Origin of the sequence: Halosubterraneus shenae, from assembly GCF_050510935.1 — an archaeon.
In the GTDB taxonomy this organism is placed as follows: Archaea; Halobacteriota; Halobacteria; order Halobacteriales; family Haloferacaceae; genus JBDGPU01.
Genome location: NZ_JBNLVO010000005.1, coordinates 39,950 through 60,240, shown reverse-complemented (window position 1 = coordinate 60,240; position 20,291 = coordinate 39,950). Strand labels below are relative to the sequence as shown.

At 68.2% G+C, this 20,291-nt stretch carries 21 protein-coding genes; 8 read left to right on the top strand and 13 right to left on the bottom strand.

What is annotated here, in order from left to right; all coding sequences use genetic code 11:
- Positions 1-140 precede the first annotated feature (140 nt).
- From ACQE3M_RS11835 to ACQE3M_RS11820, 4 genes are all read right to left on the bottom strand, one after another.
- On the bottom strand, positions 141-1,037 hold the full coding sequence (locus tag ACQE3M_RS11835; RefSeq protein WP_430505829.1) for a hypothetical protein: 897 nt from the start codon (positions 1,035-1,037) through the stop codon (positions 141-143).
- 51 nt (positions 1,038-1,088) lie between these two features.
- Positions 1,089-2,873 carry a hypothetical protein gene (locus tag ACQE3M_RS11830; RefSeq protein ID WP_430505828.1) on the bottom strand — a complete coding sequence of 595 codons (1,785 nt, stop codon included), beginning with the start codon at positions 2,871-2,873 and terminating at the stop codon, positions 1,089-1,091.
- Between the two features lie 84 nt (positions 2,874-2,957).
- On the bottom strand, positions 2,958-3,404 hold the full coding sequence (locus tag ACQE3M_RS11825; RefSeq protein WP_430505827.1) for a universal stress protein: 447 nt from the start codon (positions 3,402-3,404) through the stop codon (positions 2,958-2,960).
- A 44-nt stretch (positions 3,405-3,448) separates the two neighbouring features.
- Complete coding sequence (locus tag ACQE3M_RS11820) at positions 3,449-4,282, bottom strand: MBL fold metallo-hydrolase (protein ID WP_430505826.1); 834 nt, start codon at positions 4,280-4,282, stop codon at positions 3,449-3,451.
- 164 nt (positions 4,283-4,446) lie between these two features.
- Between ACQE3M_RS11820 and ACQE3M_RS11815 the strand changes: the two genes are divergently transcribed.
- Positions 4,447-5,223, top strand: coding sequence for a Sir2 family NAD-dependent protein deacetylase (locus ACQE3M_RS11815; protein ID WP_430505825.1), 777 nt, complete (start codon positions 4,447-4,449; stop codon positions 5,221-5,223).
- A 74-nt stretch (positions 5,224-5,297) separates the two neighbouring features.
- Here ACQE3M_RS11815 and ACQE3M_RS11810 read toward each other — a convergent pair whose 3' ends face one another.
- The 3 genes from ACQE3M_RS11810 to ACQE3M_RS11800 all read right to left on the bottom strand — a co-directional run bounded on the left by ACQE3M_RS11810 (position 5,298) and on the right by ACQE3M_RS11800 (position 7,948).
- Positions 5,298-6,125 carry a hypothetical protein gene (locus ACQE3M_RS11810; protein ID WP_430505824.1) on the bottom strand — a complete coding sequence of 276 codons (828 nt, stop codon included), beginning with the start codon at positions 6,123-6,125 and terminating at the stop codon, positions 5,298-5,300.
- Between the two features lie 97 nt (positions 6,126-6,222).
- Positions 6,223-7,269, bottom strand: a complete 1,047-nt coding sequence (dph2, locus tag ACQE3M_RS11805; protein ID WP_430505823.1) for a diphthamide biosynthesis enzyme Dph2 — start codon at positions 7,267-7,269, stop codon at positions 6,223-6,225.
- 208 nt (positions 7,270-7,477) lie between these two features.
- The gene (locus ACQE3M_RS11800) at positions 7,478-7,948 is read right to left on the bottom strand and encodes a hypothetical protein (RefSeq protein WP_430505822.1); all 471 of its coding nucleotides are present in this window, start codon (positions 7,946-7,948) and stop codon (positions 7,478-7,480) included.
- Between the two features lie 426 nt (positions 7,949-8,374).
- On the opposite strand from ACQE3M_RS11800, the gene ACQE3M_RS11795 reads away from it, so the two are divergent.
- The gene (locus tag ACQE3M_RS11795; protein ID WP_430505821.1) at positions 8,375-9,028 is read left to right on the top strand and encodes an alpha/beta hydrolase; all 654 of its coding nucleotides are present in this window, start codon (positions 8,375-8,377) and stop codon (positions 9,026-9,028) included.
- Between the two features lie 48 nt (positions 9,029-9,076).
- On the opposite strand, the gene ACQE3M_RS11790 is transcribed toward ACQE3M_RS11795, so the two are convergent.
- Positions 9,077-10,327: a hypothetical protein gene (locus ACQE3M_RS11790; RefSeq protein WP_430505820.1), complete on the bottom strand. Its 1,251-nt coding sequence runs from the start codon at positions 10,325-10,327 to the stop codon at positions 9,077-9,079.
- Between the two features lie 130 nt (positions 10,328-10,457).
- Between ACQE3M_RS11790 and ACQE3M_RS11785 the strand changes: the two genes are divergently transcribed.
- The 3 genes from ACQE3M_RS11785 to ACQE3M_RS11775 all read left to right on the top strand — a co-directional run bounded on the left by ACQE3M_RS11785 (position 10,458) and on the right by ACQE3M_RS11775 (position 12,479).
- Entirely contained in the window at positions 10,458-10,832 is a 375-nt protein-coding gene (locus tag ACQE3M_RS11785) for a YlbF/YmcA family competence regulator (RefSeq protein WP_430505819.1), read from the top strand.
- Positions 10,833-11,000: 168 nt separating this feature from the next.
- Positions 11,001-11,726, top strand: a complete 726-nt coding sequence (locus ACQE3M_RS11780; RefSeq protein WP_430505818.1) for a MinD/ParA family ATP-binding protein — start codon at positions 11,001-11,003, stop codon at positions 11,724-11,726.
- Between the two features lie 129 nt (positions 11,727-11,855).
- Positions 11,856-12,479, top strand: a complete 624-nt coding sequence (locus ACQE3M_RS11775) for an RAD55 family ATPase (RefSeq protein WP_430505817.1) — start codon at positions 11,856-11,858, stop codon at positions 12,477-12,479.
- Between the two features lie 199 nt (positions 12,480-12,678).
- Here the strand turns inward: ACQE3M_RS11775 and ACQE3M_RS11770 are convergent, their stop codons facing one another.
- Positions 12,679-13,827, bottom strand: coding sequence for a pyridoxal phosphate-dependent aminotransferase (locus ACQE3M_RS11770; RefSeq protein ID WP_430505816.1), 1,149 nt, complete (start codon positions 13,825-13,827; stop codon positions 12,679-12,681).
- Positions 13,824-14,225, bottom strand: a complete 402-nt coding sequence (gene ribH, locus ACQE3M_RS11765) for a 6,7-dimethyl-8-ribityllumazine synthase (protein ID WP_430505815.1) — start codon at positions 14,223-14,225, stop codon at positions 13,824-13,826. Before ribH ends, ACQE3M_RS11770 begins: the two co-directional genes overlap by 4 nt.
- A gap of 179 nt (positions 14,226-14,404) precedes the next feature.
- Between ribH and msrA the strand changes: the two genes are divergently transcribed.
- The 3 genes from msrA to ACQE3M_RS11750 all read left to right on the top strand — a co-directional run bounded on the left by msrA (position 14,405) and on the right by ACQE3M_RS11750 (position 16,735).
- Positions 14,405-14,935: a peptide-methionine (S)-S-oxide reductase MsrA gene (gene msrA / locus ACQE3M_RS11760; protein WP_430505814.1), complete on the top strand. Its 531-nt coding sequence runs from the start codon at positions 14,405-14,407 to the stop codon at positions 14,933-14,935.
- 248 nt (positions 14,936-15,183) lie between these two features.
- Complete coding sequence (locus ACQE3M_RS11755; RefSeq protein WP_430505813.1) at positions 15,184-15,339, top strand: DUF7563 family protein; 156 nt, start codon at positions 15,184-15,186, stop codon at positions 15,337-15,339.
- 196 nt (positions 15,340-15,535) lie between these two features.
- Positions 15,536-16,735: an MFS transporter gene (locus ACQE3M_RS11750; RefSeq protein ID WP_430505812.1), complete on the top strand. Its 1,200-nt coding sequence runs from the start codon at positions 15,536-15,538 to the stop codon at positions 16,733-16,735.
- 24 nt (positions 16,736-16,759) lie between these two features.
- Here ACQE3M_RS11750 and ACQE3M_RS11745 read toward each other — a convergent pair whose 3' ends face one another.
- From ACQE3M_RS11745 to ACQE3M_RS11735, 3 genes are all read right to left on the bottom strand, one after another.
- Positions 16,760-18,223 (bottom strand): small ribosomal subunit Rsm22 family protein, encoded by a 1,464-nt coding sequence (locus tag ACQE3M_RS11745; RefSeq protein WP_430505811.1) that lies wholly within the window; start codon positions 18,221-18,223, stop codon positions 16,760-16,762.
- A gap of 40 nt (positions 18,224-18,263) precedes the next feature.
- Complete coding sequence (locus tag ACQE3M_RS11740; RefSeq protein WP_430505810.1) at positions 18,264-19,025, bottom strand: prephenate dehydrogenase; 762 nt, start codon at positions 19,023-19,025, stop codon at positions 18,264-18,266.
- A gap of 84 nt (positions 19,026-19,109) precedes the next feature.
- Positions 19,110-20,252 carry an acyl-CoA dehydrogenase gene (locus ACQE3M_RS11735; RefSeq protein ID WP_430505809.1) on the bottom strand — a complete coding sequence of 381 codons (1,143 nt, stop codon included), beginning with the start codon at positions 20,250-20,252 and terminating at the stop codon, positions 19,110-19,112.
- Positions 20,253-20,291 lie beyond the last annotated feature (39 nt).

Here is a 20,291-nt window from a genome sequence, read left to right as displayed (position 1 = left end):
ACCACTATCAAAGAGGGGTTTCACATGTGAACCTCGCGCCGGAATCCGACCGCGTTGCCTCGGGCTGGTGGTGACGAAAACGGCTCCGGCCACCCCGCGACCACCGGAATCGTTCCACGAACCCGAGCTGGAGACCCGATTTAAACCGTCAGCGCCGACTCCAGGTCCGGCCCGACGACGAGTTCGCGCACGCGCTCGACGTGCTCGTCGGCTTCCGCCTGGTTCTCCATCAGCATCGTCTCGCTCGGGAAGAGGTGCTCGCCCAGCACGAGCCCGTAATCCCGGGCGGTCGACCCGGTGACGGTCAGGTAGACGCCGAGGCCGGTTTCCGCGATGGCCGCTTCCTCCTCTTGCTCGGGAGCCGGGTACGTGAACTCGACGTCCGACAGCGCGCCTGTGCCGAGAACCGCGGTGACGAGGCGCTCGTAGCGCGGCGAGATGCAGAGCTCGCCCTCGTACGTTTCGAGGAACGAGCGGTCGAGGTCGGCCCCGGTCGGCAGCGTCTCCGGGCGGGCCATCAGCGTGTGGTACACAGTGTCGCCGAGCCCGGAAACGACCCGGACGTCGGTGTCGCGGGGGTTGATCCGCTCGTTGACGTCGTTCAGCGTGCTGATGCCGGACTCGCGGAGCTCGACGACCTCCTCGAGCACGAGGTCGGCGGAGTCGAAGCCGAGCGCGAACTCGTGGGTCCGCAGCGCGCGGAAGGGCTCCTCGCGGCCGACGAGCGTGACCGGCGTCCCGTCGATCTCGACGGTGGCGGAGTCGAAGACGATCCGGCGCGGCTTCCCGTCGCGGTCGTCGCGGAGGAGCGTGAACTCCGGCGAGCTCGGGTTCGACGGGTCGGAGTACGCCGCGAGTCGCTCGTAGATCCCCTTCTCGGCGGTCATCTCTCCCTTCGTCACGGCCTTCTCGTACCGCAGCGTCGAGCTGACGGTGTCCGCCAGCTCGGCGGCGTCGGAGACCTCGGCGAGCCGTTCGAGGACGGCCTCCAGCGGTCGCCCCTTGCGTGGCACGGCGACCGGAACCGACTGAGTCATTACACCCTCTCGGGTATCGCGCGTAAAACGGGTTGCGTTTCCACTCCCGGATCAGCCGCCGAACGCGTCGCTGAGGCTGTCGCGGAACTCCCTGAGGTCAGCGAGCTCCTCGTCGATGCGCTCGATCTCCGACTGGAGACCGCTGACCGCCTCCGCGGTCTCCTCGACGTCCGTGAGTCGGGCGTCCAGCTCCGCCACGTCCTCCCAGACGTCGCCCAGCTCCTCGTCGAAGGAGTCGACGCGCCCTTCGACGGCGGCGACCTGGTCGCTCGTGTCGGACAGCTCCTCGCTCGTCGTCGCGAGGTTCTCCGAGAGGTCGTCGAGCGTCGAACGGAGTTCGTCGACGTCGTTCTCGACGGCTTCCACCGCCTCGTCGACCTCGCTGATCGCGGCGTCGTTCGTCGAGACGTCCTCGACGATGCTCGCTCGCTCGTCGGCAGCCGCGTCGAGCTCCTCGTCGAGCTCCGCGACTGTCTCGCGGACCGCCTCGAGCTCGGCCTGGACCTCGTCCAGCACCTGCTCGGCTGTTCCCTCCTCGTCGATGAACTCCTCGAGCGCCTCCGTGTACGCTGAGAGGTCCTCGACGCGGGACTGGAGGCGCCCGATCCGGACGTCGACGCTCTCCGGCGTCTCGAAGTCGAGCTCCGACTGGAGCACCTCGAGGTCCTCGTCGTCGACCTCGCCGGACCGGATCTCGTCGGCCAGCGCGGAAGCAACGCTCTCGACGCCGCCCGCTGGAGTCGCGGGTGACGCCGGAGACGCCGACTCGGAGGCGGACGAATCCGTCTCGGCGGGATCTTCCAGCTCCAGCTCCTCGGAGTCGCCGGCCGATTCCGCCTCGACGGCCTCGACCGCCGGCTCGCCGTCGGTCGCCTCCACCGCCGACTCCGTCGACGCGGCTGCCGGGTCCGGCTCCGGTTCGGGAGCCACGTCCGCGTTGGCGTCGGCGTCGTCCTCATGCACGGACACGGCAGCGGTCGAATCCGTGTCCGGTGTGCGCGGCTCGGGGCTTTCGTCGTCCGACCCGGACCCGCCTGCTACGCTCGGTTCGTCGTCCGACTTCGCTTCGACTCCAGTTGGCTCGTCGGTTCCCTCCGCGACCGCTTCCTCGGCCGTCGGATCCGCGAGGTCGATGGAGCCGGTTTCGACGTCGACGTCGTCCTCGTCGCTCGCTGTGCCCGTCGTTCCGAGCCCGCCGTCGGTCCCGGACAGCGAGTCGCCTTCGCTCGACAGGCCGTCGGCCTCGTCGACGTCGCCGATGGCTGCGGCGACGGCGTCGTCCGAGGGCCCCTCGGCGACCGTTTCTTCCGATTCGGCGTCGGCGTCGACGTCGGTGGCCGAGTCGCCCGGGTCACCCGCGCCCGCGCCGACCTCCGAGTCGACGATCGGTTCGTCCATGCCCGGCAGCGAGTCGCTCTCGCCCGCGAGCACCTCGCGGACCGGCTCGGCGTTGTCGCCGCCGAGGATATCCTCGATCTCCTCGTCCTCGGGGACGTGCTCGACGAGCGGCGGGGTGAGGAAGGCGTCGACGTCGGGGTTCTCGTCCCGGATGCCGAACACCGTCAGGACGTCCTCGTCGGGTTCGAGCACGCGCTCGTACTCGACGCGGTGGTCCTCGTAGGCGGTCCAGTTCTCGCTCTCGTAATCCGGGTGAAAGCCCACCTGGTTCATCGGGAACGACTCCGGAATGGTGTCCACGATGCGCACGCGCGTGGGATCTGCCCGGTTGGAAACGAGACGGAACGTGACCGCTGGGACGGGGAACTCGTCGCGCGAGAACGATTTCTCCACCCGGATCCCGTCCTCCTCGACGGTTACTGCTGCGTGATCGGCCATAGGGATACGCTTCGCTACTGGATCCTTAAATCACACGGGCCGTTTTACATCGTTGATAGCGGCGTGAAACGGCGGCTGGGGCGATCAGACCGTGTAAACCGTCACTGGATCGTCGAAGTCGAGGATGACCCGCTGCGTCGCGTCGCCGAAGAGCGCCTTGCCGGTCGGCGAGCGCTTGCGGCCGCTCAGGAAGACGTGGTCGGCGTCGATCCGGTTCGCCTCCTTGACGATCGTCTCGCCGCGGTCACCGAGCGCGCCGCGAGCCTCCCACTCGACGTCGACCCCCTCGAGCACCTCGCGGCCGATGTCGGCGGCGTAGTTGCGCGCGCCCTCCATCGCCTGCGAGATGCTGTAGGAGGCCTCGTAGTTCGAGACCTGCTCGAGCTCCTCCCGTCGGTCGTTGTACTCCTCCTCGGTCGTTACGTGGAGGAGCGTGAGGTCGGCATCGACGCCCGCGGCCAGTTTCCCGGCCTCGCGGACGAGGTCTTTCGCTTCCTCCGTCGGACCGACAACTGCGACTGCGTGATCCATGTTCCGGCCTAACCGCAACCGCACTTAAAAACGTAGGGGGAATCTTACAGGTCGACGCGGTCGCCGATCTCAGCGATCTCCAGCCGACGGGGGTGTTCGTAGCTCCGAACGTGGTCGTGCAGCGCCGTCGGGTCCGCCGTCAGCCCCTTCCACATGTCCCAGTGGGTCGGGAGGAGGCGGTCGAGCTCGAGGTCGCTCGCGGCGTCGACGACCTGGTTCTCGTCGTTGTACCACTTCGTTCGCTTCGGCTCCCGGGTCTCCTTGTCCGGGATCTGGCCGACCGAGCCGAACGCGAGGATCCCGAGGTCGACGTCGTGGTCGGCGGCGAGATCGGGGAAGCTCTCCGCGGGCTTCGTGTCGCCGCCGTGGAAGATCGTCCCCGACTCGTGTTCGATTACATAGCCGACGGGGTGGCTCGCGTCCGGGTCGTTGACGGCGACGACGTCGATCTCGAACTCGCCGACCTGGAGGCGGTCGCCCTCGGCGACCTCGAGGAACTGTTCGTCGGCGACGTCGTAGTTCGCGGGCCAGTTCTCCTCCTCGCGCGCGACCGCCAGCGAATCGTCCGGCGCGACGTAGTCGGCGTCCGTTTCCTCGAGGATGGGAGCCTGCGACGGGCCGTGAACGTGGTCAGTGTGCTCGTGCGTCGCGAGCACCGCGTCCGCCTCGTTGACGTCCGCGGGGGCGAACGGAACCGGGATCATCCGGATCGTGCGAGGCGGGTCGCCCGTGCCCAGGTACGGGTCGATCCACAGCGTCGTTCCCTCGCTGCCCTTGATCGCGAAGCCGTTACAGCCCAGGTACCAGAGCGCGACGGTGTCGGGGTCGGCGTCGGCGACGGCCTGCGGCAGCCAGTCGCCCCAGTCTGAAGTCGTCATGGGCGTGCGTCCGTGCGGCGGTCCCCTAACCGTTGCGGGAGCGGGACGGGAGCAGCGCGGGAGCGGGACGGCCCGGGGCGGGAGCGGGACGGCCCGGTGATTGCGAGAGCATCCCCTGCGCGTCGCGCACACTCCTTATGAATCCCGACCCGCTATAGCGAATCATGACCGAAGGGACGGACGGTGGCGACCCGGACGCGCTGGCCGCGCTGGCGAGCGAGCTGCGCGAGGCCGACCGCGCCATCGCCCTGACCGGCGCCGGGCTCTCCGCCGCGTCGGGAATCCCCACCTTCCGCGGCGACGACGGCGTCTGGGGCGACGTTTTCGACGAGGCGGACTTCCACATCCGGCGGTTCACCGACGACCCGGCGGGCTTCTGGACGGACCGCCTGGAGCTCCACGAGCACATGACCCCCGAGGGCGGCGCCGGGCCGAACGCCGCCCACGAGGCCCTCGCCGAGCTGGAGAACGCCGGAGTCCTCGACGCCGTCGTGACCCAGAACACCGACGGTCTGCACGCGGCCGCGGGGACGGAGTCGGTCATCGAGCTCCACGGCAACAGCGAGCGCGTGGTCTGCCGCGGGTGCGGCCGAACGACCGCCGCCGAGCCGGTCCGCGAGCGCGTCCGCGAGGGCGAGCGCCCGCCGGAGTGCGAGGCGTGCGGCGGGGTTTATAAACCGGACGTGGTGCTGTTCGGCGAGCTACTGCCGAAAGCGGACCTCCGCAAAGCGAAGAACCTCGCGCGCGCCAGCGACGTGGTCGTCGCCGCGGGCTCGTCGCTCACGGTCGATCCGGCCGCCTCGATCCCCAGCCACCAGCAGGGCGGATCGCTTGCGGTCGTCAACCTGGAGTCGACGCGGTACTCGGGACGCGCCGAGTACGACGTCCGCGCGGACGTGACCGAGGTGCTGCCCGCGCTCGCGGAGCGCGTACTGGAGTAACGTGCGGAGGGAGGCCATATCCAACCTGGCCTGTGTGGCGGCCGACGGTGCTGTCGGCCGCGGAGGGGATCGAGTTACTCTGCCGGTTCGATGGTCCGGCTGATCCGCTCGCCGCCAAGCAGTTCGAGGTGGTACGTGACGCTGTTCGGTTCGCCGGCCGGTTCGTAGGGGCTCTTGGCGGGGTACTCCCTCGTCATCGACTCGCCCGCGTCGAGGTCGACGGTGATCTCGCGGACCGGCGTGTAGGCGATGCGCGGGCCGACGCGGTTCAACCCCAGCACGCAGGTGCCCGCGACCTCGCCCCGGTTGTGTACCGACAGCGATAGCGTGGGCGAGTCGTCCTCGGTGACGGTGGGGGGTGCCTCGAAGGTCACGTCGAACGGCGGCGACGGCGTCTCGAGTCGCGTCCGCGTCCGCGGCAACAGCGTGACTGTCCCGTCCGGCCAGCCGAATTTCGGCTCGCTCGCTTCGACCTGTTCGGGTAGCTCGAACACGACCCATCCCTTCCCCTTGTCGAACTCGTACAGCGCGCCGAGGTCCTCATTTTTAAATAATCGGTAGCGCTCCGGTTCGTGACGCTCGCCCGCGACGAGGAACGAGAGGTCCGAGTACTGTGGCGCCGGGCCGTCAGTCACCTCGACCTGCATCAGGAGAAACTGCCCACCGTCGCCGTGAACGGCGACCGAATCCGGGCTGTTCATCGCGACGACGCCCGGCTGGACGCGCTCGTCGAGGATGGTCATCGTCGTTCGCGCTCCCTGGGTCGCCGTCGGTGTCGAAGTCGCTGCCTCGGTATCGGTTGGTTGTTGCGTTCCCGGAGACGAATCCGGGGGTTCATCCTGGCCGACACAGCCGGCGACGAGGAGGGCGGTACCGCTCGCGAGGACCTGGCGGCGTCGCATGCGACGGACTCCTACGGGCTGTTATAAGTGCTTTCAGGCGAGGGAGTGCCGTCGACGGGTGAAAAGGCGACTGCGCGGTCGTCCGGGCGTGGAGGGGTTACCAGGTGTCGTGGAACGTGTCGAACTCGATCGAGTCGAGCGGCTTCTCGCCGATGGCGGCCTTGTACTCGCCCGGCGTCAGCATGGGCTTGTGGAACTGCGGGCCGTCGTCGGTCGTGATCCGCGGACAGCCGGTGTTGACGAACGCGTCCATCGAGAAGTTGCGGAGACGGTCCGGCGTGACCTCGTCCATCGTGATGAGGTAGGCGTTCTCGTTGTTCTCGACGATCTCCTGGGCCTGCTCCCAGCGCCCCTGGCCGATCTTCGTACAGAAGATGACGCCCCAGCGCTCCGCGTCCATCGCCTTGTGGACGGCGGCGTAACGCTGCTTGAGGAACTTGTCGTGCTCCGCGATCTTGACGACGTTGTTGACGGGATCGCCGATGACGACGCGCTTGTCCGGGTGCTCCATCGCGAGGCCGACGGGGTGGAACTTCCCGCCGCCGACGTACAGCACCTGCTCGGCGTCGATGTCGGCGGAGGCGTAGTTGCAGCCGAGCACCTGGCCCTCCTTCGTGAGGCGGTCGTCGCCGCGGCGCGTGTGGACCTCGTAGCCGCGCTCCTCGAGCCACTCCGTCATCTCCTCGAAGCGGTTCATGTGCTGGGCCGTGGTGACGAGGCCGACGTCGGGGTCCTCCTCGGGGTCCGCGAGCTCCTGCTCGACGGCGTCCTCCATGATCGGGAAGGGGTCGACGTTGGAGAACAGCGGCACGTAGATGATCTTGTCCGACTCCTTCATCGGCGTGTGGCCGAAGTGGACGAACACGTCCGTCCGCCGCATCAGGTAGGTGTCGAGGTCGCAGGCGCCGTAACACGGCTGCCCGGAGAGCATGAACGTGACGTCGTCGGGCGCCTGCTCCTCGAGGTCGTCGGCGACGCTCGGGCCGCGTCGCTTCAGTCCCTCGGGGAATTGCAGGCCGACGGTCTCGGCGTCGCGCTCCTCGATCTCCTCGATAATACGGTCGAGTTCGTAATCCCACTCCCTGTCGTGTTGCAAGGCCATCCCAGTTTTCGTGAGATCGCCATCGGGTGACCCGCGGCTCATATACGAACGGATTGCCACCGACGACGGTTAAGTAACCCGTTCGGGCCGCTCGGGCGCTAACGACTGTCGTAATCGGTGTCGTGAACGACGAAAAGGGCGTCAGTTCGGCTCGGACTGCAAGCGAACGGAGGCCGCGTTCGTGTGAACTCCGGCCCCCGGTGGGTGCCTCTGCGATCGGTCGGCGGCTAGCCGTCTCTCGGCCCCGCCGTCAGTGCCCGGCGACCGCGTCCCGGAACGCGGCCGTGAAGTCCGCGTGATCGAACCCTTCCACTAGCTCCCCGAGCGACTCCCCGAGTGATGCCTGCCCGGCATCGGGAGCCCCACGGTGATGCCCGGTCGCTGCCGCGGTGAACGCGTCGAGCCCTTCGACGTAGGTGAGGCGTTTGAACGCCCGGTCGACGGCCTCACATAGCGCGTCGGACTCGACAGGTTTCTCCACACGGAGCGCGCTCGGCTCACAGCAGTTCGCGGTGAGCTGCACGACGCGGTCCGCCTCGAAGTCGAGAGGCGAGTCCCCGCAGGTCTCCGTGTCGAGGACGGCAACGTCACCGACGACACCCTCCTCCCGAGCCTCGCGACAGGTCGGGTCGACGACTTCGACCCGCCGGCCTGCCAGGGCCGCTTCCACGCGGTGTTGCGTATCGGGGTCGGCAGTCAGGAGGACGACGCGTCGTGTCATCGGTGTATCCCAGTCCACGCCCGGTACCCGTATAATGCTGCCAGATGGTTACGGTACGTTCACTCCGTTTAGATAGTTTATCGGGCCGTTTGCAGGCCCATTTCGGTTCTCGATTCGAGAATCCGATTTCGGCGGAATCGTCCGACCTCACGCTTCCACCGTCGGTTATCAGCGATGAAGCCGCCGACGTGGGGGCCTCTCACATGTTCGATCGCAGCAACTCGACGGCTCCACGCCGTCCCGGCGACAAGATCTCACCAGCGCCACCTCGCTTGCAACACCGCGCCGACAGCACCTCGCCGACAGCACCTCGCCGACAGCACCTCACCGACACCACCTCGCCGACAGCACCTCGCCGACAGCACCTCACCGACACCACCTCGCCGGAGACGACACGCACAAACGTCGGGGGGACGCATAACGACCATGCCGGAAATTCCGCTCGAACACGTTCACGTTGCGCCGGAAGACGCAACCGGCGGCGAGCCCGCCGTCTTCGTGTTGCACGGTCGTGGTGCCGACGAGGAGGACCTGCTGCCGGTCGCGCGCGAACTCCCGGACGACCTCCACGTCGTCAGCTTCCGCGCGCCGGACCGCCTGCAGGGTGGCTACACGTGGTACGAGCTCGACCTCTCGGGTGGCGGCCTCCACCAGAGCCAGCCACACACCGAGGACTTCCGTCGGAGCCTCGACCTGGTCTCCGAGAGCGTCGACGCCGCCGTCGACGAGTACGACCTCGACGCCGACAACCTCGGGCTGCTCGGCTTCAGCCAGGGTGCGATCACGAGCCTCGGGCTCCTGCTCGAGACCCCGGACCGCTACGCCTGGACCGTCGCGCTCCACGGCTACCTTGCGGCGGTCCACAGCGACCTGGCACCCGAGGGCATCGAAGGCAAGCCGGTCTTCGTCGGCGCCGGGACCGGCGACCGGGTGATCCCCATCGACCGCGCGGAGGCGGCCGCCGAGCGGCTCCGCGAAGTCGGCGCCGACGTGACCTACGAAACGTACGAGGCGGGCCACGGGATCGGGCCGGACGAACTCAGCGACGTCGTCGCGTTCGTGCAGTCGCGGACCGAGTAGGTAGCGGAGCGGCGACCATCCCCGCTGGAGCGAGGAGAGAACGCGGATTCAGCCCGTCCGCTCGTCGACCCACTCGGGTCTCGGCGGGGGCGGAACCTCGTCGATTTTGCTGTATGTGACCTCGATAACCACTGGTTCGCCGGTCGGTGCGTGCGTGTACTCCACCCGCAGTCGGATCAGCCGCCCCTCGGGGGTGATCGAGGCGATCGCCCGGAAGTCGGTGACGTTGTCCCGGTAGCCCTCCGGGTCGCCGGCGGCGATTATCCGATGGACGGTCACGCCGGATTGCCGGACCGTCTCGACGCTCGTTTCGTTGGCCGTCAGCGCCCCCAGGTAGATCCGGTCGACGAAGGCCTCGACGGCGACGACGATGGACCGACCCGAAAGCGGCGTCCGCGAGTAGCTCGAATTGGTCTCCGTCTCGACCTGCCGATGTCGCTGCGAACCGTCGGCCCAGTACCGAACCGTTCGGTTGGCCCGACTCCCGTTCTGGAGTTCGACCACCTGGAACGTCGTGTTGAATCGGCCCGACGAGTGGAAGTAGCTCGTCACCTCGTGCTGGACGATCCCCGGTAGCGTCGTGGTGTTCGCGGGACCGCGATAGAACGTCGTCACCCGTCGCTCGCGGTTCTCGATGGCGCTCCGATGCGCTGCCGCTAACTCGCTGGCGTTACGCACGCCGGAGCCGGTGAGCCCGTCGGGATAGGCGTCCGCCGAGTCGTCCGTCGCCGTCGACACCGACGAACTCCCGTCCTCGGTGGGGGCATGGTCCGCCGGCTCGGGGGTCGGGAACTGCTCGGCGCGCTCCTCCGCGAGGGGCCCGCCGACGCCCGAGATAGCGACCACCGCGCCGACGGCCACGACGACGGCCACCAGCACGACGGCTCGGGAATAGTCGGGGCCCGAATCGGGCTCGCTCGGCGGCACGGTCAGGTCCGTATCGAGGTACTCGCGCGCGATACGATTCCCGTCCTCGCGGTCGACGCCGTAGAGCAGCTGCTCGAGGAGGTCCGCGGGCGTCAGCAGCTCCGCGTCCGTTGCCGACGCGGCCGACTCCGCGCGCCCGCTGAGTGGGCCGGTTGCGATCAGGACGTCCGCGTCGGGCGGGGAGAGCGCGAGCGGCCCGACGACGCCGATGGTTACGGTCTCGCCGTCGCGTTCCGCGATGACGAGGCCATCGTCGTCGACCCGGGTTTCGAAGCCGCGGGCTGCCCAGAGGTCGGCGAGGAGGGCGCGCTGCGTCGCCGGCCACTGCCAGCGGAACGTGCGGGCGAACGTCGACGGCGGGAGCGGGGGCACACCCGACGCGACGGCCTGCGGCTAAACAAGTGTTCCCCCGATGTGGTGGGTCCGCGCTTCGGTGGAGGGTCCCGGCTTCGGATTCGACAGTTCCGGCAGGTTGAAACGCGCGGGACCGTAATCGCGATCTATGAGCGCGGAACAGCTGACCATCGAGGATCTCGGTCGGCAGCTCGGCGAGCGGATCGCTGAGACGCCGGAATACCAGCGGTTCGAATCGGCTCAGGAGGCCGTCGAGAACGACGAGGAGGTCCAGGAGCAGATCGCGGAGTTCGAGCAGCTCCGCGAGGAGTTCATGACGGCTCGCCAGTCCGGGCAGGCGACCCAGTCGGACCTCCACCGCGTGCAGAACGCGCAGGAGGAGCTACACTCCATCCCCGTGATGGCGGAGTTCCTCGAAGCACAGGAGGAGCTGGAGGAGTCGCTCGAGGCCGTCAACGAGGCGATCTCCGAGCCCCTCGCCGTCGACTTCGGCGGCGAGGCCGGCGGCTGCTGTCACGACTGAACACACCGCGTTTCCGGAGGCCGAACGTCCCCGTTCGGCGGCCGCAGCTTCGAGTTGCTACCGCCGTTTTTCACCGACGCCGCCGACTGAGTCGTCACACTGCTGACGTACCCTTTAGTCGTCACGCTGCCGACGTACCCTTTTCACCGATTGCGCGCCAGATCCCCCATGATCGCTATCGCCGGGGGCAAGGGCGGCTGCGGCAAGACGACGACGGCGCTCGGCGTCGGCGCGGCGCTCCCCGGGCGCCCCCTCGTCGTCGATGCCGACTGGGACCTTCCGAACCTCCATCGGCTCGCGGCGGTGTACCAGGACGGGGAAGGGGACGGAACCCCGTCCCAGGACGCGCGTGCCTCCAGGAGTACGACACCGCCGACCGTCGACGCGGAACCGGTCCGCATCGAGCGCCTCGGCGAACTGACGGTCGTCCCGGCTCCGGAGACACGAGGCGAGTGCGAGGTCGTCGAGTGGTTAGCTCGGTTTCGCGGGACCGAGCGCGACGCGGACGGGGGCGTCGACAGCGGGCACGCTGACAGTGGGGACGCCGACAGCGAGCCGATCCTCGTCGACTGTCCGGCCGGGGCGAGCCCCGACGCGACGGCGCCGTTATCGACCGCGGACGCGACGCTGCTCGTAACGACTCCCAACCCGGCGGCGATACGCGACACGATGAAGACGGCCGCGATGGCGCGCACGCTGGATGCGCCCCCGGTCGGGGCAGTGGTCGTCGGCGCCGACGCGCCGCCGGAGGGGATCGGGGCCGCGCTGGACGCGCCCGTCGTGGGTTGCGTTCCGACGGCGAACCCGCCAGTGCTGGACCGGGCCGGCGTCGCGGCCGCGTACCGCGCGGTCGGGACCGAGATCGTCGACGACCGCCGTGCAACTGACTGCTGATCGCGGCCGGGTGTTGCAGCGTTTCGAGTGACGCTGGACAGCCGGATGTCAGACGGAAAGGATGGATCCGGGGGCCTCGCCACCCCTCGCGCCGATAAACAATTAACCCTGGAGGACTTTCTCTGGTCCATGAAACGACTCCCGACCGGAATCAACGTCCTCGACCGCCAGCTTGGCGGTGGGATTCCGGCCGGGAGTATCGTCACGCTGACAGCCGACCCCGCGAGCCAGTCGGAGCTGTTCCTCTACGAGATCACCTCGGCCCGCGGAACGCTGTACCTGACCACGATCCGCTCGGAGCAGGCCGTGCGTGACGGGATGGAGAAGACGAAGACCCGCGTCGGGTCGCCGACCGTCCGCGACGTCGGCGGCGACGCCGCGCTCGACCAGGCCAACAGCCTGGTGTCGACGCTCCCGGAGGAGGCGAACCTCATCATCGACGCGCTCGACCCGCTCGAGCGGTCGGAACACTCCCGCTACCGCCGGTTCCTCAACGAGCTGCAGACGCACATGGTCAACACCGGCGGGATCGCCGTGCTCCACGCCCTGAAGGGCCAGATGATCCCCGAGAACCGCGACCTGACCCAGAACGTTTCGGACGTCGTCTTCGACCTCCGGACGACGATCACCGCCAACGAGGTCGAGAACCGCCTCGCGGTGCCGAAGTTCCGCGGCGGCGCAGCGCTGGAGGAACCGGTGAAGCTGCAGCTGGCCGATTCCGTTACGATCGACACGAGTCGCGACATCGCGTAATCGGCTCGTTGGAGGGTGGAGTTTTTGATAGCCTGACCCGGGAAGAACGAGTCACAGTTTCTTTTAAGTAGGTCAGGTACAGTTTGGCCACACTTTACCACATCAACGCCGACACGAGCTATCCGCGACTCGAAAATCCCGAGCTACTACTTATAAATCAAAAACGCGAAACCGAGAACTCCGTCGGCTAAAAAGGCTCCTACAGAAGGTCCGCGTCGACGAGCCGCTCGATGGCCTCACGCAGCCGTTCCTCGCTCGCGGCGTAGGAAATCCGCGCGTAGCCGTCCGCGTTGAACGCCGAACCGGGGACGCAGGCGACGTGCGCCTGCTCGATAGCTTCCTCACACCAGGCCTGGTCGTCGTCGTCGACGGGCAGCATCATGTAGAACGCGCCGTCGGGGACGGCGACGTCGACGCCGTGGTCCGCGAGGAGGTCGACGAGGAGGTCGCGGCGCTCCGCGAAGGCGTCGCGCATCTCCGTGACGGCCGCGTCCGTGTTCTCGAGGGCCTCGACGCCCGCGTGCTGGACGAAGTTCGTCGCGCAGGAGACGGAGTGAGAGTGGAGCTTGCCCGCCTCGCCGATGAACTCCTCCGTCGCGTGGAGGTAGCCGAGCCGCCAGCCCGTCATCGAGAACGCCTTCGAGAAGCCGTTGATCGTGATGGTCCGGTCCGCCATCCCGTCGAGGCTCGCGAGCGACGTCGGGTCCTCGCCGTAGGTGATCCGCTCGTAGATCTCGTCGGAGATAACGGCGATGTCGTGCTCGACGGCGAGGTCGCGGACGCCCTCGAGCGCGTCGTCCGAGAACACCGCGCCGGTCGGGTTCGACGGCGAGTTGACGACGAGGAGCTCGGTGTCGTCCGAGACGGCCTCGCCGAGCTCGTCGAGCGCCGGCTCCAGCTGGAAGTCGTGGGGCGCGAGGTCGACGCGCGTGAGGTCCCCGCCGGCGAGTTTCACCATTGCCTCGTAGGAGACCCAGGCGGGGTCCAGCAGGACGACCTCGTCGCCGTCGTCGACGACGGTCTGGACGGTTTCGTACAGCGCCTGCTTGCCGCCGGGGGTGACGATGACCTCGTCGGCCGCGGCATCGATGCCGTTGCCCCGGAGCTTCTCGGCGATGGCCTCCTTGAGCGGCGGGATGCCGTTCGAGGAGGTGTAGCCGGTGTGGCCCGCGTCGAGGGCGTCCTTCCCGGCCTCGACGATGTTCTCCGGCGTCGGGAAGTCCGGTTCGCCGACGGAGAGGTCGACGATGTCCGCGCCCTCGGCCTCCTTCTCGGCGGCGAGGTTGGAGATGGCTAGCGTTGCGCTCGGTTCGACTCGTTGAATGCGGTCTGAGAACTCGTACGTCATAGGGATTCTACCATGTCGATTGCGGCGTGAACGGCTTCCGCGCCCTTGTCGATGCGCTCGCGCGCCTCGGCCCCCGACATCCCCGGGCCACTCACGCCGAAAGTGACCGGAGTGTCGCGGTCCAGGCTGATCTCCGTCAGGGAATCGGCGGTCGACTGCGCGATTACCTGGTCGTGGTCGGTATCGCCGGTAACGATGGCCCCGAGCACGGCGACCGCGTCGACGTCCTCGCGGCGGGCCAGCCGGTCGGCCGACAGCGGGCTGTCGTACACGCCCGGCACCTGCTGCTCGACGGCGACCTCGGCGTCCCGCTCCGCCGCGGCCTCGCGGGCCGCCTCGGCCATCGGCTCGGTCACCGATTCGTTGAACTCCGCGACCACCAGTCCCAGCGTAACCATATCGGATCGTTCGGTGGGTCGGGCAAAGAAGTACCGTTCGCAGGCGAAGGTTGGCGGTACCGGAACGGCCGCTGCGCTGGGTCGTCGCAGAGGGGGAGATTCCGGGTGTCCCGTCGCTGAAGGCTGCAGGGCTGACCGCCCCCGACGCGCCTTTATCCTTCCACACACTACTTCGGCGCATGACGACGACTGAAACCGCGACGTTCGGCGGCGGCTGTTTCTGGTGTGTCGAGGCAGCCTTCGAGGAGGTTCCCGGCGTCCGCGACGTCACCTCCGGCTACGCCGCGGGCCACGTCGAGGACCCGACCTACGAGCAGGTCTGCACCGGCGAAACCGGCCACGCCGAGGTCGTGCAAATCGAGTACGACCCGGACGAGGTCGCGTACTCCGACCTGCTGAAGGTGTTCTTCACGGTCCACGACCCGACGACGCTGAATCGGCAGGGACCGGACGTCGGCTCCCAGTACCGGTCGATCATCTGCACCCACGACGAGGAACAGCAGCGGATCGCGGAGGAGTACATCGAGGAGCTGGACGCGGAAGACGCCTACGAGGACGACGTCGTCACCGAGGTCGAGGCACTCGAGACGTTCTATCGCGCCGAGGAGAAACACCAGAACTACTACGAGAAGAACCCCGGCGACGCCTACTGCACGTTCAACGCCGACCCGAAGATCGAGAAAGTCCGCCAGAAGTTCGCGACCCAGTAACGAACGAATCGGACGATGTCCCCCCCTCCAGGGCCGTTGCGTGTGTTCTCCGCCGAACGTCTCTCGCCGAACGGCCGAACGTCTCTCGCCGAACGGCCGAACGTCATTCGCGGAACGTCTCTCGAATCGATCACGTCCCTCGCTAGAGAGGTAGCAATAAAACCGCCAGACTGCGGCCGATTCACCTGGGGTCACGAATCGTGTCGGCCCAAAACCATACTTATGGCGAGTCCGTATGGTGTGTTGACATGCCGGAATGCAGCAACTGTGGTTCGTTCGTGACGGAGCAGTACGTACGAGTGTTCGCGCCACCCGGCTACGAGAACGTCCGGGTGTGCCCCGGCTGTGAGGACAAGGTCCGGGACGGTTCCAGCGTCCGGGAGGCTCGATCGAAGCGCGTCTAGACGACCGACCACGACGACGCATTGCTCTCTGGGGTGGGACCTCGAACCACGGGCTGTTTCCCGGCCCGATTTCTGCCGGCAACGCACTCGAACAGCGGAGCTTCCCTCGTCGGTAACGCGCAAGGTGGACGAACCAGCCGGGTCGACCGCGGGCGATGGAAGGAGGCTTTTATGCGACGGTGCGTTAGCGCCGGCGATGACTGACGGCACCCTCGCTGCCGACCGGCGCCGACTGGCCACGGTAGTCTGGGCGGTGCTGGTCTCGCAGGTGCTGATCTACCCGGGCGTCCCGGACCTCATCACCGCGCTCGGCGCGTCGACCGACATCCGTGCCGGCATGTGGTTCCTCGTCGCGGAGTTCGCCGCGTTCGTTACGTTCGCGGGCGTCTGGGGCGCCGCGAGCGACGCACTCGGAAAGCGCGTTCCGCTGGTCGTCGCCGGCGCCGTCGGGGGCGCGGCGGCCTATCTCCTCCTGGCAACCCTGCCGGCGCTTGGGGTCGGGTTCGTCGGTGCCCTCGTCGTCCGCGTCCTGGGCGGCGCCACGACTATCGGCGCGTTCTCGCTCGGCATGACGATGCTGATGGACCTCGACGGCGGCCACGGGCGCAACATGGGCGCGGCCGGCATCGCCATCGGGCTCGGGGCCGCACTCGGGTCGGTCGTCGGCGGCGCCCTCGCCGACGTCGACCCCTTCTACCCGGTGTACGCGGGCGCCGCAATGCTGCTCGGGGCCGGCCTCCTCGCGGCGACGACGACGGACCGCGTCGTAGAGGACGAGGAGACTCCTGGCTTCGCCGAGATCGGCCGTCGCGTCCGCGCCATGCCGGGGCTGCTCGTTCCCTTCGCGTTCGGCTTCATCGACCGGCTGACCGCCGGCTTCTTCTCGCTCGTGGGCGTGTTCTACTTCCGCGACGTCTTCGGCCTCGACGCGTTCGGCGCCGGGCTCACGCTCGCGCTGTTCTTCCTCCCGTTCGCCCTGCTCCAGTATCCGATGGGGATCCTCTCCGACCGGATCGGTCGCTTCTATCCCGTCGTCGCCGGCTCGCTCGCGTACGGGGTCGTCATCCTCGGGGTGGGACTCTCGCCGACGTACCCCCTCGCGGCCGTCTTTATGCTGCTCGTCGGGGTCTGTGGCGCCTTGATGGCGCCGGCGACGATGGCGCTGGTGACGGACCTGGTCGCCCCGGTCGAGCGCGGGGCCGCGATGGGGCTGTTCAACGTGTTCGGCTCGCTCGGCTTCCTCACCGGCTTCCTCGTGGGCGGGCTGGCAAGCGAGGCCTTCGACTACGAGGTGGCGTTCCTCCTCGTTGGCGGGCTGGAGATCGGCATCGCGGTCGCGTTGCTGCCGGCCGTTCGCGTGATCGCGCCGAGGATGGGGTCGCCCTCGGAGCCCTGAGCAGGACCTTTTAAAAGACCGGCCTTACGGCGCCACGAGGTCGACGAGGACCTCGTCGTCGACGACGACGTTGTAGGCCTCCTCGTCGTCGTTCCACAGGACGAGCGCGTTCTCGAAGTAGAGGATCGACCCGTAGTCCGCCTCCAGCAGGTCGCGGTTGAGGCTCGTTTCGCGCGTGCTGACGGCGTAGTGCTCGACCGACTCCGAGCCGTCGCCGATCTTGAACAGCGGGTTCCCGCCGTCGGCGAGGTCGTGGCTCAGCTTCACCGCCAGGAGGTTAATGCGGTCCGTGACGTGCTCCTCCGAGTCGGCCATGCGAGCCTGTCGCTGCGGGTCGGCGCGCACGTCCACCCGACGCTCACCGTCGGTCCGAAGGATAGCGTAGGCGTACTGGACGTCGACGTTGCGGAACTCGCCAAGGTCCTCCTCGTCGGCCCGCGTCGCTGCCTCGTCGAGGCGGTGCTGGAAGGCCGGGACCTCGAGGTCGGGCTTCACGTCGAAGCTCCAGCCGCGGTCCGAGGGTGCGGCGTCGGGCCAGAGCCGGAGCGTCGGGGAGTAAACCGTCACGTCGCCGTCCGGCGGGGCGACCTCGCGCTCGATCTCGCGGAGCCCGGTGGCCGTGTTGAGGTCGGCGGGCGCGAGCCCGACCACCGTACCGTCGTCCGCGAGGGCGTCGATGCCGGCCTCGACCACGGGGACCGGTTCCTCGATCTCGGAGAGCACGTTGCCGAACAGCACGAGGTCGAACGGCTCGTCGTCGGAGTCGGCATTGGCCTCTGCATCTGCGTCGGAGCCGCCTGCATCCAGACCGAAGAACGACTGGGCTGTCTCCCGGTGGATCGTCTCGTGGAAGTTGCGCCCGGTTTCCTCCAGCAGCTGCGTCAGGACGTCCGCCGCGGCGCTCGGTTCGATCGCGTGATAGTCGACGACGGCGTCGTCGGGGAGGTAATCGTGAAGCCCGAGCGCGGGCCCGCCGGTGCCCGCGCCGACGTCGAGGACGCGGATCGTGCGGTCGAGGAGGGCGTTCTCGGTGAGGTCGTCGAGGACGTACCCGATGGCGGCGTAGTAGTCGGGGAGGTGGTAGATCGCGTAGCCGAGCGCGGCCTCGTGGTCGTACGCGACCTCGTTCTCGTAGTAGTAATCCTCCTTCAGCTTCCGGATCGCGTCCCGCAGGCGGTCTCCGGAGTCGCCGCGGTGCCAGTTGGCGCCGTATTCTTCGACGAGGAGGTTCTCCAGCGCGATGCTGTACGGCTCGGGGAACTCGCGGGGCTGCCAGCCCGGCTGGGGGACCGGATCGTCGTCGACGGGGACGAAGGTGCCCTCGTCGGTTTCCCGGAGCGCGAGGTCGTACGCCTCCTCGCGGAGGGTCTGGCGGACGACGGCGGGGTGCGCGCCGCCCGGAACGTACTCGGCGATCTCCTCGGGGTCGATCGGGCGGACGTTACGGAGGTACTTGGCGTTGTTACGGACGGCGTCTCTGTCTATCATGGTGAAAGGCTGCGGTTGCTGGGGTGATCTGCTCGGTCTCTCAGTCGTGGCGGTCGCGTTCGACGCCCTCGCGGCGGGCCTGCTCGTAGAGCGCTTCGAACGCCTCGGGATCGGCGTCGGCGATGTCCCGGGCCGCGTCGGCGACGCCGTCCGCACCCTCGAAGGCGCGCTGGATCTCCGCGTACACCGCGGGCGACCCCTCGGTGACGGTGTCGGCGAGGTCGTCGAGCGCCGAGGAGACGGGCGTGTGGAACTCCTCGCGGACGTCCTCGCCCGCGAGGCGCCAGGCGAGGATGGCCGCGTGCGCGCCCGCTTGCACGGTCTCCATCGCGTCGTCGTGCTCGGCGGCGGTGGTCTCGAAGACGTCGTTGCCCTGCGCCTCGATGGCCTCACAGATGGCGTCCACGACGGCCCCTGCCTCGTCGATCACGACGGCGACGTTACCGGGGATGCGCGGCGGGGCAAACAGCGGGTGGAAGCTGGCGCGCTCGCAGTCCGGGCAGTGCTCGCGCATCGCCGCGATGGGGGTCGCCATCTCGCCGGAGACGTCGACGATCGCCTCGCTCGCGTTCTCGGCGTACTCCGCGACGGCGTCGGCGACGGCCGACATGGGGACGGCCAGGCAGACGGCGTCGAAAGTCTCCGTCGTATCGGTCGGCACCGCGCGGGCGTCGTCAGGCGCGGCCGCCGCTGCGGCGTCGCGGGCGACCGTCTCGTCGCGGTCGGTAAACGCGACGTCGGCCTCGACGGTATCGGCGATCCAGCGGCCGATCTCCCCGGCGCCAACGACGAGCAGCTCCATTCTCACCTCGACGTTGTGCGGCCCGGACTTAAAGGAGTTCGACTCCCGGAGCCGCCGACGATCCTGCCGCACAGTCCCGCGAGCTCAGTCGAGCAGCTGCTGGCCGATCGTGTTCCGGAGCACCTCGGAGGTGCCCTCGTAGATCTCGTTGAGCTTGGCGTCCCGGTAGTAGCGTTCGACCGGGAAGTCCTTCGTGTAGCCGTAGCCGCCGTGGACCTGGATCGCCTCGTTGGCGACCTCGCGGGAGATCTCCGAGGCGTACAGCTTCGCCTGGGCGGCCTCCTTGATGAAGTCCTCGCCGCGCATCTTCCGGTCGGCGGCCTTGTGCATCAGCAGCTCCGCGGCCTGGAGCTTCGTATCCATGTCGGCGAGCTTGTGCTGGATCGACTGGAACTCCCCGATGGGCTGGTCGAACTGCTCACGGTCGCCGGCGTATTCGACGGCGTCCTCCAGGGCGGCGCGCGCGATTCCCACGGAGCGAGCGGCGATCGTGATCCGACCGCCGTTGAGCGTTTTTAAGGCCTGCACGAAGCCGTCGCCCTCCTCGCCGAGCAGCCGGTCCTCGGGGATCCGCATGTCGTCGAAGCGGAGCTCGGCGGTCGGACAGCCCTTGTCGCCGAGCTTGTCCTCCGTTCCCTCGACGATGAAGCCGTCGTCCTCCTCGGGGCGCACGACGAACGCCGAGATCCCGTCGCGGCCGGCGTCGGGGTCGGTCTTCGCGAATAGCGTGACCGTGTCCGCGACGGAGCCGTTGGAGATCCAGAGCTTCCCGCCGTTGACGACGTACTCGTCGCCGTCCTTCTCGGCGCGCGTTTTCATCGACGGCACGTCGCTGCCGGCCTCCGCCTCCGAGAGCGCGAACGCGCCGATGTCGTCGCCGGTGTTCAGCGGCGTGAGGAACGCCTCCTTCTGGGCCTCGTCGCCGAACTCGTAGACCATGTTGCCCGCGAGCGACGTGTGCGCGGCGACGACGGTGCCGAGGCCGCCGGAGCCCCGGGCGATCTCGGAGAGGCCGATCGCATAGGAGTGATAATCCAGGTCGGCACCGCCGTACTCGGCCGGGAACGGCATGCCCATCAGTCCGAGCTCGCTCATCTCGTCGACGAGGTCCGCCGGGAACTCGTCCGATTCGTCGATCTCGGCGGCCCGCGGCTTGACCTCCTCGTCGACGAACTCCGCGACGGTGTCGCGGATCTGCTTCTGCTCCGTGGAGAGCGTGAAGTCCATACGTGCCCGTTCGGCGGGCCGTCCTTAGACGTTTCTACA

Coding starts and splice junctions, on each gene's coding strand:
- ACQE3M_RS11835 (WP_430505829.1), bottom strand. CDS start 1,037: ATGACTCAGTCGGTTCCGGTCGCCGTGCCACGCAAGGGGCGACCGCTG.
- ACQE3M_RS11830 (WP_430505828.1), bottom strand. CDS start 2,873: ATGGCCGATCACGCAGCAGTAACCGTCGAGGAGGACGGGATCCGGGTG.
- ACQE3M_RS11825 (WP_430505827.1), bottom strand. CDS start 3,404: ATGGATCACGCAGTCGCAGTTGTCGGTCCGACGGAGGAAGCGAAAGAC.
- ACQE3M_RS11820 (WP_430505826.1), bottom strand. CDS start 4,282: ATGACGACTTCAGACTGGGGCGACTGGCTGCCGCAGGCCGTCGCCGAC.
- ACQE3M_RS11815 (WP_430505825.1), top strand. CDS start 4,447: ATGACCGAAGGGACGGACGGTGGCGACCCGGACGCGCTGGCCGCGCTG.
- ACQE3M_RS11810 (WP_430505824.1), bottom strand. CDS start 6,125: ATGCGACGCCGCCAGGTCCTCGCGAGCGGTACCGCCCTCCTCGTCGCC.
- dph2 (WP_430505823.1), bottom strand. CDS start 7,269: ATGAGCCGCGGGTCACCCGATGGCGATCTCACGAAAACTGGGATGGCC.
- ACQE3M_RS11800 (WP_430505822.1), bottom strand. CDS start 7,948: ATGACACGACGCGTCGTCCTCCTGACTGCCGACCCCGATACGCAACAC.
- ACQE3M_RS11795 (WP_430505821.1), top strand. CDS start 8,375: ATGCCGGAAATTCCGCTCGAACACGTTCACGTTGCGCCGGAAGACGCA.
- ACQE3M_RS11785 (WP_430505819.1), top strand. CDS start 10,458: ATGAGCGCGGAACAGCTGACCATCGAGGATCTCGGTCGGCAGCTCGGC.
- ACQE3M_RS11780 (WP_430505818.1), top strand. CDS start 11,001: ATGATCGCTATCGCCGGGGGCAAGGGCGGCTGCGGCAAGACGACGACG.
- ACQE3M_RS11775 (WP_430505817.1), top strand. CDS start 11,856: ATGAAACGACTCCCGACCGGAATCAACGTCCTCGACCGCCAGCTTGGC.
- ACQE3M_RS11770 (WP_430505816.1), bottom strand. CDS start 13,827: ATGACGTACGAGTTCTCAGACCGCATTCAACGAGTCGAACCGAGCGCA.
- ribH (WP_430505815.1), bottom strand. CDS start 14,225: ATGGTTACGCTGGGACTGGTGGTCGCGGAGTTCAACGAATCGGTGACC.
- msrA (WP_430505814.1), top strand. CDS start 14,405: ATGACGACGACTGAAACCGCGACGTTCGGCGGCGGCTGTTTCTGGTGT.
- ACQE3M_RS11755 (WP_430505813.1), top strand. CDS start 15,184: ATGCCGGAATGCAGCAACTGTGGTTCGTTCGTGACGGAGCAGTACGTA.
- ACQE3M_RS11750 (WP_430505812.1), top strand. CDS start 15,536: ATGACTGACGGCACCCTCGCTGCCGACCGGCGCCGACTGGCCACGGTA.
- ACQE3M_RS11745 (WP_430505811.1), bottom strand. CDS start 18,223: ATGATAGACAGAGACGCCGTCCGTAACAACGCCAAGTACCTCCGTAAC.
- ACQE3M_RS11740 (WP_430505810.1), bottom strand. CDS start 19,025: ATGGAGCTGCTCGTCGTTGGCGCCGGGGAGATCGGCCGCTGGATCGCC.
- ACQE3M_RS11735 (WP_430505809.1), bottom strand. CDS start 20,252: ATGGACTTCACGCTCTCCACGGAGCAGAAGCAGATCCGCGACACCGTC.